The 17692-nt window shown below is 37.2% G+C and carries 15 protein-coding genes; 10 read left to right on the top strand and 5 right to left on the bottom strand.

Annotation, left to right across the window (positions count from 1 at the left end; all coding sequences use genetic code 11):
• Positions 1-103: 103 nt before the first annotated feature.
• The gene (cobQ, locus tag ACJMML_RS05400) at positions 104-1630 is read right to left on the bottom strand and encodes a cobyric acid synthase CobQ (protein ID WP_405306339.1); all 1527 of its coding nucleotides are present in this window, start codon (positions 1628-1630) and stop codon (positions 104-106) included.
• 626 nt (positions 1631-2256) lie between these two features.
• On the opposite strand from cobQ, the gene lonB reads away from it, so the two are divergent.
• A complete protein-coding gene (gene lonB, locus ACJMML_RS05395; RefSeq protein ID WP_405306341.1) occupies positions 2257-4137 on the top strand; it encodes an ATP-dependent protease LonB in 1881 nt (626 codons plus the stop codon).
• Between the two features lie 113 nt (positions 4138-4250).
• Positions 4251-5669 carry a Mur ligase family protein gene (locus ACJMML_RS05390; RefSeq protein ID WP_405306338.1) on the top strand — a complete coding sequence of 473 codons (1419 nt, stop codon included), beginning with the start codon at positions 4251-4253 and terminating at the stop codon, positions 5667-5669.
• Here the strand turns inward: ACJMML_RS05390 and ACJMML_RS05385 are convergent.
• A complete protein-coding gene (locus ACJMML_RS05385) occupies positions 5666-6145 on the bottom strand; it encodes a hypothetical protein (protein WP_405306337.1) in 480 nt (159 codons plus the stop codon). The genes ACJMML_RS05390 and ACJMML_RS05385 overlap by 4 nt on opposite strands.
• On the bottom strand, positions 6135-7043 hold the full coding sequence (locus ACJMML_RS05380) for an ADP-ribosylglycohydrolase family protein (RefSeq protein ID WP_405306336.1): 909 nt from the start codon (positions 7041-7043) through the stop codon (positions 6135-6137). Before ACJMML_RS05380 ends, ACJMML_RS05385 begins: the two co-directional genes overlap by 11 nt.
• 81 nt (positions 7044-7124) lie before the next feature.
• Here ACJMML_RS05380 and ACJMML_RS05375 point away from each other — a divergent pair, with 81 nt between their 5' ends.
• Both ACJMML_RS05375 and ACJMML_RS05370 read left to right on the top strand, forming a co-directional pair.
• Positions 7125-7634 (top strand): GNAT family N-acetyltransferase, encoded by a 510-nt coding sequence (locus ACJMML_RS05375; RefSeq protein ID WP_405306335.1) that lies wholly within the window; start codon positions 7125-7127, stop codon positions 7632-7634.
• Positions 7635-7662: 28 nt separating this feature from the next.
• Positions 7663-8031: a zinc ribbon domain-containing protein gene (locus tag ACJMML_RS05370; protein WP_405306334.1), complete on the top strand. Its 369-nt coding sequence runs from the start codon at positions 7663-7665 to the stop codon at positions 8029-8031.
• Here the strand turns inward: ACJMML_RS05370 and ACJMML_RS05365 are convergent.
• Complete coding sequence (locus tag ACJMML_RS05365; protein WP_405306333.1) at positions 8028-8540, bottom strand: hypothetical protein; 513 nt, start codon at positions 8538-8540, stop codon at positions 8028-8030. The two genes, ACJMML_RS05370 and ACJMML_RS05365, sit on opposite strands and share 4 nt — an antisense overlap.
• Positions 8541-8631: 91 nt before the next feature.
• Between ACJMML_RS05365 and ACJMML_RS05360 the strand changes: the two genes are divergently transcribed.
• The 6 genes from ACJMML_RS05360 to ACJMML_RS05335 all read left to right on the top strand — a co-directional run bounded on the left by ACJMML_RS05360 (position 8632) and on the right by ACJMML_RS05335 (position 17524).
• Positions 8632-9546 carry a ribose-phosphate diphosphokinase gene (locus ACJMML_RS05360; protein WP_405306332.1) on the top strand — a complete coding sequence of 305 codons (915 nt, stop codon included), beginning with the start codon at positions 8632-8634 and terminating at the stop codon, positions 9544-9546.
• 1 nt (position 9547) lies between these two features.
• Positions 9548-9838, top strand: coding sequence for a hypothetical protein (locus ACJMML_RS05355; RefSeq protein ID WP_405306331.1), 291 nt, complete (start codon positions 9548-9550; stop codon positions 9836-9838).
• Positions 9839-9843: 5 nt separating this feature from the next.
• A complete protein-coding gene (gene uvrB, locus ACJMML_RS05350) occupies positions 9844-11808 on the top strand; it encodes an excinuclease ABC subunit UvrB (RefSeq protein WP_405306330.1) in 1965 nt (654 codons plus the stop codon).
• A gap of 80 nt (positions 11809-11888) precedes the next feature.
• Entirely contained in the window at positions 11889-13802 is a 1914-nt protein-coding gene (locus tag ACJMML_RS05345) for a cysteine peptidase family C39 domain-containing protein (RefSeq protein WP_405306329.1), read from the top strand.
• Positions 13803-14002: 200 nt separating this feature from the next.
• The gene (uvrA, locus tag ACJMML_RS05340; RefSeq protein ID WP_405306328.1) at positions 14003-16891 is read left to right on the top strand and encodes an excinuclease ABC subunit UvrA; all 2889 of its coding nucleotides are present in this window, start codon (positions 14003-14005) and stop codon (positions 16889-16891) included.
• A gap of 255 nt (positions 16892-17146) precedes the next feature.
• Positions 17147-17524: a hypothetical protein gene (locus ACJMML_RS05335; RefSeq protein WP_405306327.1), complete on the top strand. Its 378-nt coding sequence runs from the start codon at positions 17147-17149 to the stop codon at positions 17522-17524.
• On the opposite strand, the gene ACJMML_RS05330 is transcribed toward ACJMML_RS05335, so the two are convergent.
• The coding region (locus ACJMML_RS05330) for a zinc ribbon domain-containing protein (RefSeq protein ID WP_405306340.1) at positions 17521-17692 on the bottom strand (172 nt) is incomplete at its 5' end. The genes ACJMML_RS05335 and ACJMML_RS05330 overlap by 4 nt on opposite strands.

The raw sequence follows: 17692 nt of genomic DNA, 5'->3' as shown, positions 1-17692 counted from the left end.
AGAAATTGTATGCAAATCAATTTGAAAGAAATATTGTGGGCAGTGCAATTAAATCCATAAGCAATAAATGGACATTTTACATTTTAATGGGATTTGATGAGTTTCATTCAAATAACAATCTGTCGATGATGTCCATGTCAAGGTTCTCTTCAACGATTTCGGCCAGTCTGTTTAGGGAATAGTCTTTTTGTGTTTCGTAAGGGTCTTCGCCATATTTGGCCTCAAGACCTTTTTTGACCCTTAAATAGTTCAGAAATTCCCTTCTGAAATTGTAATTGTGAAATATTCCATGGAAATATGTTCCAAATGAATTTCCATTGCTTGCCCCATCAATCAGTCCTTCATCGTTGTTTCCTTGACCTTTTTTGATGTTAAGTAACGGTTTTGAGTTTAAGAGTTCTGTTGTTCCTTCATGGATTTCATATCCGGTAACCTCTTCACCGGAAATATTTTTAAATATTTCGCAGGCAATACCGTTTAAATCATCAGGTATTGTTGCGATTGATTGTGTAACTATTTTTTCGGCTCTTGAAAAGCTGGATTCAATGTCCAAAAGCCCAAGACCTTCAATTGTTCCATGTTTTGATTCGCGCTTGTCTTCATCGTAGATTATGTTACTTAAAATCTGCAGACCGCCACAAATTCCCACGATTGGAATCTCGCCGGATTTTTCAATTATCCTTTCGTCAAGACCGCTTTCATGAAGTGCAAACATGTCCTCTGTTGAGTTACGGGTTCCTGGAATTATTATTGCATCAACGTCTCCGATTTCATCGTTGACACCAATCATTTTAAGCGCCACGTCGCTTTCATACTCAAATGGGTCGATGTCTGTGAAATTTGCTATTTTTGGAAGCCTGATAACTCCTATGGTGATGTCTTTATCCTCTGCAAAGACATGGGTTGTCAGTGATGCTGAATCCTCTTCGGGAAGCCTTAATGTTTCGTCATACGGCAGCACTCCCAATACCGGTTCGCCGGTTATCTCCTCAATCCTGTCAAGACCCGGTTTTAGGATATCCAGATTTCCTCTGAACTTGTTGATTACTGTCGCCTTGAGACGTGACCTGTCATAATCGTCAAGCAAAACGTATGTTCCGGCTATTGCCGCAAACACACCTCCCATCTCAATATCTGCTATAAGGATTACGTTTGCGTCTGCAAGATGTGCTATCTCCATATTTGCTATATCCTGATCGCGCATGTTGATTTCAGCCGGAGAACCTGCTCCTTCAATGATTATTACATCGTACTCATCTGAAAGTATCTTGAAGCTTTCCTTGATGGCATTGAATGCATCATCATGGTATTTGTGCTGATAGTCATAGAAATTCATGTCTCCGATGGATTTTCCCTGGATGATTACATTGGATGTGAAGTCTCCCTTCGGTTTCAGCAAAACGGGATTCATGTGTATGCTTGGTTCAATCATTGCGGCTTCTGCCTGCAGCATTTGGGCAATTCCAATTTCACCGTTTTCCTTTGTGGTGTAGGAGTTCAGTGACATGTTTTGGGATTTGAAAGGTGCTACCTTATATCCTCTGTTCTTATATATTCTGCATAGTGCCGCTACGAGCATGCTTTTTCCAGCGTTTGATGATGTTCCTTGAACCATGATACATTTTGCCATGTATAAATATATTGGATTAATATTATAAATAATTTAAAAATGAGATTTAATTAATCTCATTTGAGGTATGATTTTTGTATACATCCGGGGTTTATAAAACTGATGTAAAATCATACCTTCAAACTCGATTAGTAAGAATAAATTATTGAAAATTTACCTTACAATAATTAATATATTAATTTTTAATATATATTATTGTCTATTTTTTACTATAATTTTTTTATTTATCCATAAAGAATTGATAATTGTTATTTTTTTAATAAAAATTGAATTCTAATAATTTTTATATTTTTGATATGATTTATTTTTATTATCGTTTAATTTTTTCTTCAAAACTATGTTGGTAACTAAATTTTTTTTAATATGGGCCCCATGAAATTATTAGATACAATCATTTAAAAATACAAATATTTTAGTAAATAAAAGTTACTAAAATCGAAAACTTTTTATATATAGTGGATTCTTAAATATATTTAAATAGTATATGAAACTTAATTTTTTAATGATGAATTTAATACAAGTGAGGTTTGTTTATGAAATTTGAAGAAAATGAATCAATTGAAGATTCTGCCGAAGTGGTCCTTGAACCTGAAATCAAGGAAGATGATGGTGAAGAAACCAAACCTATGTTAGATTATGATAATATCAAAAGCTCACAAGATATTGAAGTTCCACCTTTATTAATTGATCAAGTCATTGGGCATGAAGAGTCCATTGAAACAATCAAAAAAGCGGCAAAACAGAGAAGGAATGTTTTGCTCATTGGTGATCCTGGTGTCGGAAAATCAATGCTTGCAAAAGGTATGGCACAGATATTGCCTCATGAGGTTCTTCAAGATGTATTAGTATATCCTAATGTGGAAGACAACAACCATCCCTTAGTCAGAACAGTACCTGCCGGTGAAGGTAAAAAGATAGTCAGAGCAACAAAAGGCTCTGCTAAAGGTCATGAAGAAAGAAAAACAATTATTACAATGTTTGCAATAGGAGGAATACTGGTAATCGGATTCATGTACGGAAGATTGCTTGAATCTATTATTGCAGCAGCATTAATCTTACTCATATCAATACAGATTAAACCAAAAACAAATAACATGTCCCCTAAATTGTTGGTTAATAATGAAGAAGCAAGGTTTGCTCCATTCATGGATGCAACCGGTGCTCACGCTGGTGCACTTTTAGGAGATGTACGTCACGACCCATACCAATCAGGAGGATTAGGAACCCCTGCACACGAGCGTGTTGAAGCGGGAATGATTCACAAGGCCAACAAGGGAGTTTTGTACATTGATGAAATAGGTACAATGAGCATGAAGACCCAACAGGAATTGTTGTCTGCAATGCAGGAAAAACAATATTCAATTACAGGTCAAAGCGAAAACTCCTCAGGAGCAATGGTAAGGTCTCAGGCTGTTCCATGCGACTTTGTGCTTGTGGCATCAGGAAACCTTCAGGTTCTTGAAGGAATGCACATTGCAATGAGGTCAAGAATCAGAGGATACGGTTATGAAGTATTCATGAAAGACTACATGGACGATACTACTGAAAACAGGGAAAAACTTGTTCAGTTCGTAGCACAGGAAGTCAAAAATGATGGAAGAATCCCTCACTTTGCAACCGATGCATTGGATGAAATCATCATGGAAGCAAAAAGAAGGTCAGGCAAGCAGAATGCGCTGACATTAAGATTAAGGGATTTGGGTGGACTTGTACGTTCCGCAGGAGATGTGGCTATTGAAAAAGGCTCAGATATTGTAACTGCCGAACATGTGATTGAAGCCAAGAAATATGCAAGAACTCTCGAACAGCAAATAGCTGACAGATCCATCATGCAAAGAAAAGATTACAGTATGGTATCTGCTGAAGGTGGAAGAGTTGGTCTTATCAATGGACTTGCAGTGATTGGTGATAGAAGTGGAATTGTATCACCGATTGCAGCTGAAGCGGCACCGACACAATCCAAAAACGGCGGTCAAATTATCGCTACAGGTAAATTGGGTGAAATCGCTCAGGAATCAGTTCAAAACGTAAGTGCATTAATCAAAAAATACACCAACAAGGACATCTCCCAATATGATATTCACATTCAGTTCATCCAAACATATGATGGGGTTGAAGGTGACTCAGCAAGCGTAAGTATTGCAACAGCAGTAATATCTGCTATTGAGGAGATTCCAATCGATCAGACTGTTGCACTGACCGGTTCATTAAATGTTCGTGGAGATGTAATGCCTATAGGTGGAGCAACCGCTAAAATCGAAGCGGCTGCTGAAGCTGGAATGAAAAAGGTATTGATTCCAAAATCCAACATGAAAGATGTGATGATTGAGAAAAAATACGAAGATATGATTGAAATCATTCCAACCGAAACCTTAAGTGATGTTCTGGAAAACATTTTGATTAGCGGTTCCAACAAAGATAAGTTAATCGCAAAAATGAAGAACATCGGTTCTAAAGTGGCGGATAAAGTCCCGCAAACAAGCATTAATAATCCAACTACAAATTAGTTGGATATTATTTTATATTTTTTTTGTTAAATCATTTTGATGCATTTTAATATTCTATTTTTTTAAAGTTTTGTCCATTAATTATAAATATTTTATAATAATAATGTATTATCATGGTAGGTAGGTTAAAGTTTAATGTGGCAAAATTATCTGGTAAAATAGTGACACAGATTTCAAAAGTAGGTCCTGGTGGAGGTCATAACATCCCAGGATATGTGTTTGATAGAATTGGAGGTCATGAATCAATTTCTGAACTTGCAAAAGATTTAAAAATAGGTTCTGTACTTGTTACAGGTACTAACGGAAAAACTACTACCACTACATTATTTATTAAGTTGATGACTGGAGATATTGAATTCAGAAAAAGTTTTGAAAACAATACAGTCCATTCAATTGCCACTGCAATTTTAAATCAGAAAGGGGATTTGGGTATTTTTGAGTACGGAATACGTAACATGAAATATGGAATTCCTGACACAGTTCAAAAGGTAATTGACCCTATAGGTGTTGTTTACACAACCATTTCAAAGGAGCACACTGCTGTTGCAGGTGTTAAAAATCCGTTTGCTGATTATTATCGTGCTAAAGCCTTATTGTCCGAAGGCATGACAAGAGGAGTAATCATTACAAACTGTGATGATCCAAGAACAGCACTGATTGGAGTAAATAAAGAAAAGGACGTTACCATAAATTATTATGGTTTGGCCATTGAGGATATTGTGGACGATGACGCCAGTCCTGTTGAGTGTCCAAACTGTGGCGAAACCTTGGACTATTCAATGAGATTTTTAAGCCATCGGGGAATTTATTCCTGTAAATGCGGATTTAAACGACCGGAACCTAATGTCAAATTGACCAACATCGAATTCAACAATGACAATTGGAAATTGACAATTGTCGGAGATATTTATAATTATACGGCTTCTCAAAATGTCCAGTTTGAGGTAAATCTCACTGTTCCTCCTTTTGGTGTACATAATATTTACAATACTTTAGCATCAATCACCGCTTATGCAACATTCACTCCAAAAGTGGATAATATCAAAAATAAGGTTGAAAACGTTTTTAATAATTTGGACATGTCTTTCATTCCGCCTGGAAGGTTTGAGGTGGTCAGATGCAATGACAAATTCGTTGGAATAGGCCAGGGGGACAATGGGGATGCAACTAAAATCAATGCAAGATTCATGGAACAGTATGTTGACGGTCCATTGGAATTCATCTACACCACTCCTGATGTGGATGAAGAGGAAATCTTTGAAGACCATTTTGATGTAATCAAAAGCATGAATCCTGATCATATAATTGTCGTTCCGGGAAGGAAGTCTATTGAAAAAGCCAAAGAGTATTATGAAATAATCAAAAAGGATTTCGATAATTGTGACTTTTATCCGTTGCCTTATGACCCAATGGATGAAAGAATCGAAAAATTAACCCAATTCGCTAAGGAATCCAAGTACAATTATGTTATAATGACTGGTTGTGGCGAAGAGCAGGCAATGTGGGAAGAAATAAAAAGAAATTTTGACTAGATTATCTTTTTACTAATTATTTCTTCTATTTTTTTAAAAAACTCGGAATCATCTTTTTCTATCTTTTTAAATGATGCGTCAATGCTGCAGTTGCAGACATCAGTTTGGCCAATAATAAACTCATCACTATCTTTTTTAACTAAAATGCCGAATAGCTTTTCTTCTTCATCTGCATATTCATCAAATTCTTCCTGTGTAAGCTTTAGATTATAGTCATTTTCGCAGAATATGTCGCATTCATTTATTATGGGCATGAAAGTCATCATGCCGGCAGGTAGAAAGATATGCTCGTTTTCATGAATTTTCATGAGCCTTTCTTCATAGGAATCATCATTAATGATGCCATACCCATCGATTTCAAGGATATTGTTGGTGCCCATATGGCAATCATCACCGATGATGAAAGCAAACAGGTTAGGGTCTACATAATTATTGCATGTAGCCCTCATATTTTTGATACTTTCCTTAAGATTCATCACAAAATGCCTCGTATTCTTCACATAATGAAAGCAGGTAATCAATCCTATTGATTTGATCTGTCCAATCTACAGGTATTGAATCAAATCCGTAATAGATTCCTGCAAGTCCTCCACAAATGGCCGCATTGGTGTCGGTATCATGACCGATATTGACAGCTTTTAAGACTGCATCCCTATAATTGTCGGTAGTCAACAGGCAATGGACTACGCATTCAAAGGTATATATTACATAACCCTTTCCGCTTATGTCGTCCAGATTGTTGTCAAATATTTTTTGGAAGTGCTTCAATTCTTCTGAACCTTTGTAATGCTCTTTGATTTTATCGCATGCCAGATTAATGTGCTCTTCGATAGTCAAATCATCATTTTCAAGCATGGATTTGGCTATTTCGACATATAAAACACAGGCAATCTTTGATCTCTTGTGGGCATGTGTAATGCCTGAAACGTTTTCTATTGTTTCATAGTCGATGTCCCTGAAATATGCCAAAGGCAAAATTCTCATTAGTGAACCGTTTCCGTTTTCACGTTCCCCATTGCATCCTGATTCCAATGCCGGTGCTCCATTTCTATAGTTGTTTAATGCATTTACGGTGGTAATCCCTATGTCAAATCTTCCATCATCACTGTTTGTGTATTTGCTGTTGATGTACCATTCGAGAAACTCGTCCATTATGTCATCGTAGTCGATTCCTTTTTTGTTTATAATGCTGGTCATTGTAGCCAGTGTCATTGATGTATCGTCAGACCAGGTTCCGGCTGGCTGGCCATACATTCCATTGCCTTCCATTCTGGTGACAGGGTTTTCCTCAAGTTCGCTTCTTGAAGTAAACTCGACGGGAACTCCCAATGCATCTCCTACTACTAAACCAATTATTCCGTCTTTAACTTTCATAATTAGTTATATGTCTGTCTTAGTTAATAAATTGTGTGTATTTTGATTAGTTTTATAATTCATCAAAACAAACTTTATTCAATGATTATAAAAACTTCCAATTTAGTTTTAAGGCCGTGGCAGGAAAGCGATGCGCAATGCTTATATCACTTTGCAAAAAACCCAAATATTGGTCCGATTGCCGGTTGGCCCCCTCATGAAAGTGTTGATGATAGCCTTAACATTATCAAAACAGTCTTTTCTAAAAGGGAAACTTATGCAGTTGTAAAGGATGATGTTCCTATGGGATGTGTGGGGTTATTGTTTCATCCGGATACAAACCATTGGTGGGGTGATGGTGCAGCTGAACTGGGCTACTGGATTGGTGAAGAGTATTGGGGAAATGGCTATGCTTTTGAGGCATCCCATGCTTTAGTTGAAAGGGCATTTGATGAATTAGGGGTTAAAGAGATTTATGCAAGCTATCGGATTGAAAACAATCAATCCAAACGGGTTCTGGAAAAATTGGGATTTGAATATTATTCTGAATTAACCAATGAAAATTATCTGGGAGAATTTTTCCAGGAAATCGCAATGAAATTGGAAAAATAATTATATTAAAAGATATTAATTTTAACTAATGACAAGAACATGCAAAAATTGCGGATTTGTTAATCAGGACGATTATGATTTCTGTGCAAAATGCGGCACACCGCTGGTTGAAGGTTTAAGGCCCAACAATGTTTATGTTTATAGGGCTGATCAGCTTAAGATAAATAAAAAAGCACTTATTGCAGCTTACATTATAACCATTTTCCTATCATGGAGCGGATTTGTTGCAGGAATGATTTCAAAACATACAAATTTTGCTGTTTTTACTTTTTTTGGTTTTTTCATGCCGTTTTATTTGGTGCAATCAAAGCATCCGACTTTAAGAAAGCATGGTTTGATAATGATGATGATTTCATTGGTTGGTGTGGCACTTTCATTCTATGTAATGTTGCATTAGACAAAATGGAAAGTGATTTTTCCGAGTAATATCTGTATCGGGATTTGGAGCAAATTAGGCATGTTTTGACTCATTGCAGTGTCTATTGCATCTCCTCTGGACATGCTTCCCTGTACATTGCCGTTGCCCTCATAACCGAAGTATCCGTCATTTGCACGGATATCATCCACAATGTTGCCACCAAATATTGCTTGAGCACCTTCGCTACTTAAGCTAACGACCATATGTGGTGTAAAATGATATGTATAACTCATTATGTCACGGGCGGCACCATAAGGGTCTTGGGGATTGTCAATATGGACATTATGCAATGTTTGACCTTGTGAATTAAATGAACTTCCAGGATAAATCCATTCAAATCCGGCCACTGAAAGTGTTGCAGCCATATCTATACTTCCATCTTCTTCCATGTCCTCACAAACTATTAAAATAGGACTAACGAGTGTGGATGCAATAAATATTACCAGTATTGCCATTATTGATAAGATAATTAAATGTGATTTTTTCATATTAAACTTTTATAATAATTTATGGTATTAATACTTAACCTTTTTAATTATCAAAAACATATATTATTTCAAATAGAATTTTGGTGATATTGTGATTATAGGTGGTTCAGCTTCTCAAGATTTAGCAGCTCACGTTGCACGCGAACTCGATGAAGAATTATGTTATGTTGAAACTCGTAAGTTTCCTGATGGTGAAAGGTATTTGAGAATTAACGGTGAACTTGAAGACGAAGTGACCGTTATTCAGTCAACAGGATATCCTCAGGATGAAAATCTGATGGAATTGTTGTTCATAATTGCAAATCTTAAGGATTTGGGAGCTAAAAAAGTAAGGGCAGTAGTCCCATACATGGGTTATGCCAGACAGGAAAAACGTTTCAATCCAGGTGAGACAATTTCCGCTAAGATTATATGTGAATTGATTCAGGCAGCAGGCGCTGACGAATTCATCACTTTCAATATTCATGAGGAATGTGTCTTGAACTTCTTTGACATTCCTGCAAGAAACATCTCAGCAATGCCTGCAATTGCAGAATACCTGAATAAAAAATTCTTCAAGAAAAGTGACGAAAAGCCATTGATCATTGCTCCTGATAAGGGTGCATATGGTTTTGCACAGGAAATATCTGAAATAATCGGCTGTGACTGCACATATTTGACAAAAGTCAGATTAGGTCCGGATAAAGTGGAAACTAAAATCGTGGATGTGAGATGTGACAGTGAAAGTGAAAACACTGTCAATGTCGATTCTGTGAAAGGCATGCATGCAATCATCATTGATGATATCATTGCAACCGGAGGAACTATCGTCAATGCAATCAACATATTGAAGCAATATGGTGCATCATCAGTAGATGTATGTTGCGTACATCCGATATTGACCAATAACGGTGCCGTCAGAATCTACGCTGCAGGCGCCAATAAAATCATTGGAACAAACAGTTTGTCTTCAGACACTTCACGTGTATCGCTTGCAAAATCCATTGCCGACGCTTTGAGGGAATGAAATGGATAAGGAAGCTATTAAAAAGGAACTTGTCGAGAAATCCAACGATATTTTGGCAAAATATTCCGAACCTGACGTTGTTGAGGACATTTCAGTCATGAATATGTCTGCAAAGACAGTGTTCCTTGGTTCCCTTAAGATTTATAATACTGAAATCGTTCCTAATGTCATAAAAGATTTAAATAAGCAATTGAAAGGATATGGGGAGTTGATTGTAAGGGACCAGAGGGTCACTCCATGCTGCGCTCCAAGCTATATCCACATAAGTTTCAATATCACAATTAAAAACTAGATATCATGAAAGAATTCAAATTAAAATCGCCCTATAAACCATTGGGCGATCAACCAAACGCCATTAACTCTTTAGCTGAAGGCATTAATAATGGGGTTCGTGAACAGACTCTTTTAGGGGTGACAGGTTCAGGAAAGACTTTCACAATGGCAAATGTCATTGAAAAGGTCCAGAAGCCTACCCTTGTCATATCACACAACAAGACCCTGGCCGCCCAACTATATGAGGAATTTAAGGAATTCTTCCCGGACAATGCCGTTGAATATTTTGTCAGCTATTATGATTACTATCAGCCTGAGGCGTATGTGCCTAGAACAGACACTTTCATCGATAAGGAAGCCTCAATCAATGATGATATTGATATCATGAGGCATTCAGCCACCCAATCACTGCTTTCAAGGGATGATGTCATCGTTGTAAGTAGCGTAAGCTGCATTTATGGTATCGGTTCTCCTGAAGACTATGGCGAGTTCGCTTTTGGAATTGCAGTTGGAGATATTTATGAGCGTTCGGAAATATTGTCCCGTTTGGTATTCATGCAATATGAGCGAAACGACATAGAATTTGACAGGGGGCAGTTCAGAGTAAGGGGAGATGTAATTGAAATCAATCCTGTTCATGGAACTCCTCCTATAAGGATAGAGCTCTTCGGTGATGAGATAGATGCAATCAGCATAATTGACAAGGTCACAGGCAAAAAGCAGGAATCCCTAAACAGATATATGATTTTCCCTGCAAAGCACTTCGTTGTCGGCCAGGACAAGATGGACATTGCACTTTCAAAAATCAGAAACGAATTGGATGAAAGGCTGGCTGAACTGAACTCTATGGGGAAAATGCTTGAGGCTCAAAGGCTGGAACAGAGAACTCGTTTTGATATAGAAATGCTTCAGGAAATGGGATACTGTCCAGGAGTAGAGAATTATTCCATGCACTTGTCCGGAAGGGAATGGGGAGAAAAGCCATATTCTCTTTTAAAGTACTTCCCTGATGACTTTTTGACAATAATAGATGAATCTCATGTTACAGTTCCTCAAATCAGGGGAATGTACAATGGGGACAGGGCACGTAAGGAAACCCTTGTTGAGCATGGTTTCAGATTGCCGTCCGCTAAGGAAAACAGGCCTTTGAGATTTGATGAGTTCGAATCATCAGTAAATCAGGTAATCTACGTTTCAGCAACGCCTGGACCATATGAGCTAGCAAAATCTAGAAATGTGGTTGAGCAGATTATCAGGCCGACAGGTCTTGTGGATCCTGAAGTGTTGATTCGTCCGGTAACCGGTCAGGTTGAGGATTTGCTTAAAGAAGTAAGGCTGACTGCAGAGAAGGATGAAAGGGTACTTGTAACTACATTGACAAAGCGTATGGCAGAGGATTTGACAGACTACTATGCAAGAATCGGAGTCAAGGTGAGGTATATGCACTCTGAAATCGATACTCTTGAGCGGATTGATATTGTTGATGATTTAAGACGCGGTAAATTCGATGTGCTTGTTGGTGTAAACCTTTTAAGGGAGGGTCTGGACTTGCCTGAAGTGTCTCTGGTAGCTATTTTGGATGCCGATAAGGAAGGATTTTTGAGAAATGAAACTTCCCTGATACAGACCATCGGACGTGCTGCAAGAAACGTCAACGGCCGTGTAATAATGTATGTTGATGAAATGACCGATTCTGTTCAAAAGGCATATGACACCACACTTAAAAGACGCAAGCTGCAGATGAAATACAATGAGGTTCATGGAATCACTCCAAAATCAACTCAAAGGACCCTTAAGGAAAAACTCGCAGAAGAGGATGAAAAGTACAAGGGCATTGGTCGTGATGTCAGTAAAATACCAAAAGATGAGCTTAACTTGTTAATCCGTGATTTGGAAAAAGACATGAAGGATGCCGCAGCAAGACTTGACTTTGAAAGGGCGGCTGATTTGAGAAATAAGTTATATGCATTAAAAGGATTTGAAAAATAGTTGTCAATTTAATTTTTCTATTTTTTTAGTTGAACAAAATCATTAGTTATTTATATTCCTTTGAAACAAATGTATATTTGATGTTATTTTCAAAAAAACATGTTAAATTCGCATTAATTTTAATGATTTTCGCCGTATTGTCGGTTTCTATTGTTAGTGCAACTGACATTAATTCAACAGATACATTAACTGTCGATGATAATGGTGAACATATTGAATTAAGTGATGATTTGGATGAACTTGATGCAGGCGACTTACTGTCTGAAAAACCAACTCCTTTTATTCAGATTAATTCATCCGAGGTCGCTACGGGTGAAGAGATTGAAATTTCTCTTAAAGATTCAAATAATATGTCATTGGTTAATAAGAATTTAACAGCAACAATAAATGATGAAGAACACTTGCTTTTTACGAATGAAAATGGTACTGCAAATTTAATGCTTGATTTGCCTGCTAATTGTTATGTGTTGCAAGTTAATTTCTTAGGAGATGATGATTATGCTCCTGTCAGTAAGACTTTTGATATAACTGTTTCAAAAATCAATACTACACTTTCTTTTGGTCCGACAGGTTTAAAAAACGGCGAGTATCTTTATGCTTACCTTAGTGACATTAATGGAAATCCTATACAAAATATTTCGCTGTCCTTTATTGTAAACAATAAGGTGTATACATATAATACCAATTCTGATGGTCGTGCAGGACTGAAGATTAGCCTGTCTGTAGGATCACACGTTATAACCGTTAGCTTTGATGGAAATGACTATTATAATCCTGTCAGCCAGACGGTTAACATAATGGTTCTCATACCTACTTCAATCGTTATCGGCAATTCAATACTCCTAACAAATGGTTATTTGAGGATATATCTGAAAAGTGCTACTCAATCTGTAATTGCTAATCAGATTGTAAAAATCACAATCAATAATAAGGTTTACACTAAAAGGACAAATTCCGAAGGGATTATCATTTGTAAACCTAAATTGGGAACCGGTAAGATTTCCATCAAAGTTGAATTTGGCGGAACTTCAACAGTGGCATCTTCTCAGGCTTCAAAGCAGGTCACTGGAATTAAAGGAGATCCTAAAAATCCTTTGAAATCAAAGATTCCTTTGAAAAATGGCGTTCCTAATGTTGATTATATGACTGGAAGTTATGTGATGGCTGATGGGGATATGAAATACACTCTTTTAAAGTCACAATATAAAGAGGTCTTAAAAAGAGACAGCTATTGCTTATATATGAAAAAGAAATTAAGCAAATACACTTTCTTCAAATCCAAGGCCGAACCAAAACTCAATCACATTATCAAAAGGGAAAAATGGAATGTTATTGAAAGGGCTCTCAATACTAAGGTTGTTAAGAAAAATAAGAATGGATATTGGCCTGGCCAGATTACAGTTTCCCTTAAGGGAAAATCTTATACCTATGCTGAAGTGAGGGATGTTCAAAATACTGGTTATACATGTGGGCCGACCTCTGCCAGTATGTGCACTCAGGTTTTGAGAAACTACTACTGTGAAAAGTATCTGGGTCAAAAAGCCGGTTCAAATTCTTACAGCGGTTCAAGCACCAGCGGCCTTAAGAAAGCTTTGCAGAAATTCAATTTTAAATGCAGCTTTTATTATAAAAGTTCATTTAATAAGGCTTTAAAACATCTCAAAAAAGGTGGTTGTGCTTTAATATTCCATACTTGGAATCATTATGTGGCCATTTTAGATATAAGCAAAGACGGTAAGAAGGTACTGGTCGGTAATCCTTCAGGGGATTATGACTATGGAAGCCATGATATTCCTACCAACTGGTTAACCGTTAAGCATATGAAAAAGTGCTTTAACAACTATGATACTTCCGGTTTGATTGTAAAGCTTAAATATAAGCTAAGCAAATCAACAAAAAACAAGATCAATTGCTTTTATTCAAGTATGGGTACCAAATGGACTCGTCAAAATGTAAAAGAAAGGTTACCTCAAATTGAAGATCCTTTCTATTAATTCTTTTTTTTATTTTTTTTTCAATATTTCTTTAATGCTAAAAGATTTTTCTTTCAGTTCAATATTGTTCAGTCTCATATCGCAATATTTAATAATTTTAGAACTAATAGTTAAGAATATCTGATTTTGAAATTACTTTTCAAATGCTCTCTAAAGTATTTTATATACTGGAGTATCTAATATTATTAAGGAGTTTAATTATGACTGATGAAGATAAAAAAATGATTGTCATCAAGGGTGCACGTGAGCATAATCTGCAGGATATTGACGTCAGTGTCCCTCGTGATGAGTTTATTGTAATTACAGGTCTCAGTGGGTCTGGAAAGTCTTCACTAGCTTTTGATACAATCTATGCTGAAGGACAGCGCAGATATGTTGAATCATTATCCGCTTATGCAAGACAGTTTCTGGGTCAGATGAAAAAGCCTGAAATGGAATCAATTGAGGGTTTGTCCCCTGCGATTTCAATTGACCAGAAAACAACCAGGGAAAATCCAAGGTCAACTGTAGGTACAATCACTGAAATCTATGATTATCTAAGATTACTGTTTGCAAGGATTGGAATTCCTCATTGTCCGAATTGTGGAAAGGAAATATCACAACAGACCATTGGTCAGATTGGAGATTCAGTCATTGAAGAGGGAGAAGGGGTCAAAATTCATATTTTGTCTCCGGTAGTTCGTGACAAGAAGGGCCAATTCAAGGATGTCCTGGATGATTTGAGAAACAAGGGATTTGTAAGGGTCCGTGTTGATGGTGAAGTCAGGGATTTGGATGAGGACATTGAGCTTGCAAAGACCTACAGGCACAATATCGATGTTGTAGTCGACAGGTTGAAAATCAGAAAGGATGTTGACTTTAAAAGAAGACTTGTGGATTCTCTGGAAACTGCAGCGGAATTCACAGATGGTTTGATTACTGTTTTGTTTGACAATGGTGAGGAGGAATATGAGAAAAAATACTCTGAGCACTTTGCCTGCGTTGACTGCGGTATAAACTTTGAGGAACTGACTCCAAGGATGTTTTCATTCAACGCTCCTCAGGGGGCATGTCCTGAATGTAATGGTATCGGTTCCAAAATGGAAATCGATCCGGATTTGATTGTTCCGGACAAGTCATTAACATTAAACGAAGGGGCAATTGCACCTTGGTCAAAGTCAGCCAAAAGGGAAAATTATTATTATCAAATGCTTGAAGCAGTTTCAAATCATTTCAACTTCAGTATGGACATTCCATTCAAAGAATTGGATAGTGAATATCAAAATACAATTCTTTATGGCTGCAAGGATAAGATTCCGTTTACTTTCAAAAGAAGAAACAAGTCCTATATGGTAAATCGTAAGTTTGAAGGCGTAATTCCAAGAATGGAGAGATTATACTTTGAAACCAAATCCAACTACTCAAGAAAATACATTTCCAAATTTATGAGCGACAGGAAATGTCATGTCTGTGACGGAAAACGTTTAAGGCCCGAAATATTGGCTGTTACTGTCGGCGGAAAATCAATCATTGACGTGTGTGATTTGGCTATTAAGGATTCATATAAGTTCTTCCAGGATTTGGAGTTGACTGAAAGGGAGATGTTCATTGCAAAAGAGGTCTTAAAGGAAATTAAGGAACGCTTAAGCTTTTTGGTTGAAGTGGGACTTGACTATCTGTCAATGTCAAGGTCTTCAGGTACCCTTTCCGGTGGTGAGGCTCAAAGAATCAGGCTTGCGACTCAAATAGGTTCAGGTCTGGTTGGTGTTCTATACATTTTGGATGAGCCAAGTATCGGACTTCACCAAAGGGATAACATTAAGCTAATTGAGGCGCTTAAAAGACTTAAAGACTTGGGAAATACTCTTGTCGTCGTTGAGCATGATGAGGAGACCATTCTGTCTGCAGATCACGTTGTTGACATTGGTCCTGGAGCGGGCGAGCATGGAGGTAAAGTCGTAGCTCAGGGAACTCCATTGGACATCATGAACAATCCTGACTCAATTACAGGCCAATACATCTCAAGAACTAAAAAGATTGATGTTCCTAAAGAAAGGCGTAAGGGAAACGGCAAATTCATAAAAATCATTGGTGCTGCTCAAAACAACCTGAAGGAAATCGATGTTGAAATTCCATTGGGTTTGTTCACCTGTGTGACCGGTGTAAGCGGTTCAGGTAAAAGCAGTTTGATTAATGAGATTCTTTATAAGGGAGCACAGGGCAAATTGTCCAAAAAATTCATGTTTGCAGGTAAATACAAGGAAATTGAAGGATTGGAGAACATTGACAAGGTCATTGCAATTGACCAAAAACCGATTGGAAGAACTCCAAGGTCAAACCCTGCAACATACACAGGAGTATTTACAGATATTCGTGACTTGTTTGCAAACACTCCCGAGTCAAAGGCAAGGGGTTACAAGCCTGGAAGATTCTCCTTCAACGTTAAGGGCGGAAGATGTGAAGCGTGTACCGGTGACGGTATCGTTCAAATTGAAATGCACTTTTTGGCTGATGTTTATGTTCCATGTGAAGTCTGTGGCGGTAAAAGATACAATGAAGAGACTTTGGATATAAGATACAAGGGTAAAAATATCTATGAAGTTCTGGAAATGACCGTCGAGGAAGCATTGGAATTCTTCGAAAACATTCCAAAAATTACTAAAAAGCTTCAGACTTTATATGATGTCGGTTTGGGCTACATGAAAATAGGTCAGCCTGCAACAACACTATCCGGTGGTGAAGCTCAAAGAATCAAGCTTGCAAAAGAACTGTCAAGAACCAGTACTGGTAAAACATTATATATTCTTGACGAACCGACTACAGGTCTTCACTTTGCAGATATCAAAAGATTGTTGGAAGTTCTGGCAAGATTGACCGATGCGGGCAATTCAGTCGTTGTCATTGAGCACAATCTTGATGTCATTAAAACTGCCGACCACATTATCGACCTTGGTCCTGAAGGCGGTGACGGTGGAGGCGAAGTGATTGCTACTGGAACCCCTGAAGAAGTGGCTGAAGCAGGAACCTATACTGGAGAATTCTTAGAGCGTATGCTGAATGAAAATATAACTCCTTATGCAAAAGAATTGGTAGAAGATATTGGAAAATAATTATCTTCTTTCACATCCTTTTCTTTAACTTTTTTTTTACAATAATCTTGAAAATTTTTTTCTCAAATATTAATTGTATATAGGATTAGCGATAAAATTATTATCTATATCTTCTATATTTTTGAGGCAATTTTGTGAACCTTAAAAGAATTTCAATAATTTTAATGGCATCAATAATAATGATTCTTAGTGTAGGTGCCATATCAGCAGGAGATGATGTTCAGATGAACATTAGGTTTCAATGAGACTTTACCTGTGGCTGGTGATGATAATGGATATCAAATCCTGAATGAGGGTAATCAAACATCTGATGATGGCAATCAATCCACTGCTGAAAACGTTACAATACCAAAAATCAAAACTAAGGTTCAGGCAGACCAGAAAGCCGCAATATATAAAAAGAATTCATATTTCATCATAAAACTGCAGGACAAGAAAAACGTATTTCTAAAGAATGTGAAATTAAAAGTAACGGTCAAATCGGACAAAATGACAAAAACATTCAATATCTCTACAAACTCAAAAGGCATTGCCAAATTCAACACCAATGGATTGAAGATCGGCAGATTTGAACCACCCCACCCTAAAAGAGGGTGGGGATTCCTGAATTTTTTTTCACTTAATAATGGTTAATTTAAGTATTTTTTCAGGCTATCTCCGTTGAACCAGCGGTTTAGAATATTAATTGCTGCGTTTGTGTCCCTATCAAGTGTTTTTCCGCATTTTTGACATTTCCAGTTGCGTGTTTTGATTTTTAACTCTTTGTTTATGTGTCCGCAGTGGTGGCATGTTCGGCTTGTG

The organism is Methanobrevibacter sp. (assembly GCF_045130115.1).
Lineage (GTDB): Archaea > Methanobacteriota > Methanobacteria > Methanobacteriales > Methanobacteriaceae > Methanocatella.
The sequence above is the reverse complement of the archived record's forward strand: the minus strand, read 5'-3'. Positions and strand labels throughout refer to the sequence as shown.

Excerpts from the sequence above, each read along its gene's own strand:
- ACJMML_RS05345 (WP_405306329.1), top strand. The coding sequence starts at position 11,889 with ATGTTATTTTCAAAAAAACATGTTAAATTCGCATTAATTTTAATGATT.
- uvrB (WP_405306330.1), top strand. The coding sequence starts at position 9,844 with ATGAAAGAATTCAAATTAAAATCGCCCTATAAACCATTGGGCGATCAA.
- cobQ (WP_405306339.1), bottom strand. The coding sequence starts at position 1,630 with ATGGCAAAATGTATCATGGTTCAAGGAACATCATCAAACGCTGGAAAA.
- ACJMML_RS05355 (WP_405306331.1), top strand. The coding sequence starts at position 9,548 with ATGGATAAGGAAGCTATTAAAAAGGAACTTGTCGAGAAATCCAACGAT.
- uvrA (WP_405306328.1), top strand. The coding sequence starts at position 14,003 with ATGACTGATGAAGATAAAAAAATGATTGTCATCAAGGGTGCACGTGAG.
- ACJMML_RS05380 (WP_405306336.1), bottom strand. The coding sequence starts at position 7,043 with ATGAAAGTTAAAGACGGAATAATTGGTTTAGTAGTAGGAGATGCATTG.
- ACJMML_RS05375 (WP_405306335.1), top strand. The coding sequence starts at position 7,125 with ATGATTATAAAAACTTCCAATTTAGTTTTAAGGCCGTGGCAGGAAAGC.
- ACJMML_RS05385 (WP_405306337.1), bottom strand. The coding sequence starts at position 6,145 with ATGAATCTTAAGGAAAGTATCAAAAATATGAGGGCTACATGCAATAAT.
- lonB (WP_405306341.1), top strand. The coding sequence starts at position 2,257 with ATGTTAGATTATGATAATATCAAAAGCTCACAAGATATTGAAGTTCCA.
- ACJMML_RS05370 (WP_405306334.1), top strand. The coding sequence starts at position 7,663 with ATGACAAGAACATGCAAAAATTGCGGATTTGTTAATCAGGACGATTAT.
- ACJMML_RS05390 (WP_405306338.1), top strand. The coding sequence starts at position 4,251 with ATGGTAGGTAGGTTAAAGTTTAATGTGGCAAAATTATCTGGTAAAATA.
- ACJMML_RS05365 (WP_405306333.1), bottom strand. The coding sequence starts at position 8,540 with ATGAAAAAATCACATTTAATTATCTTATCAATAATGGCAATACTGGTA.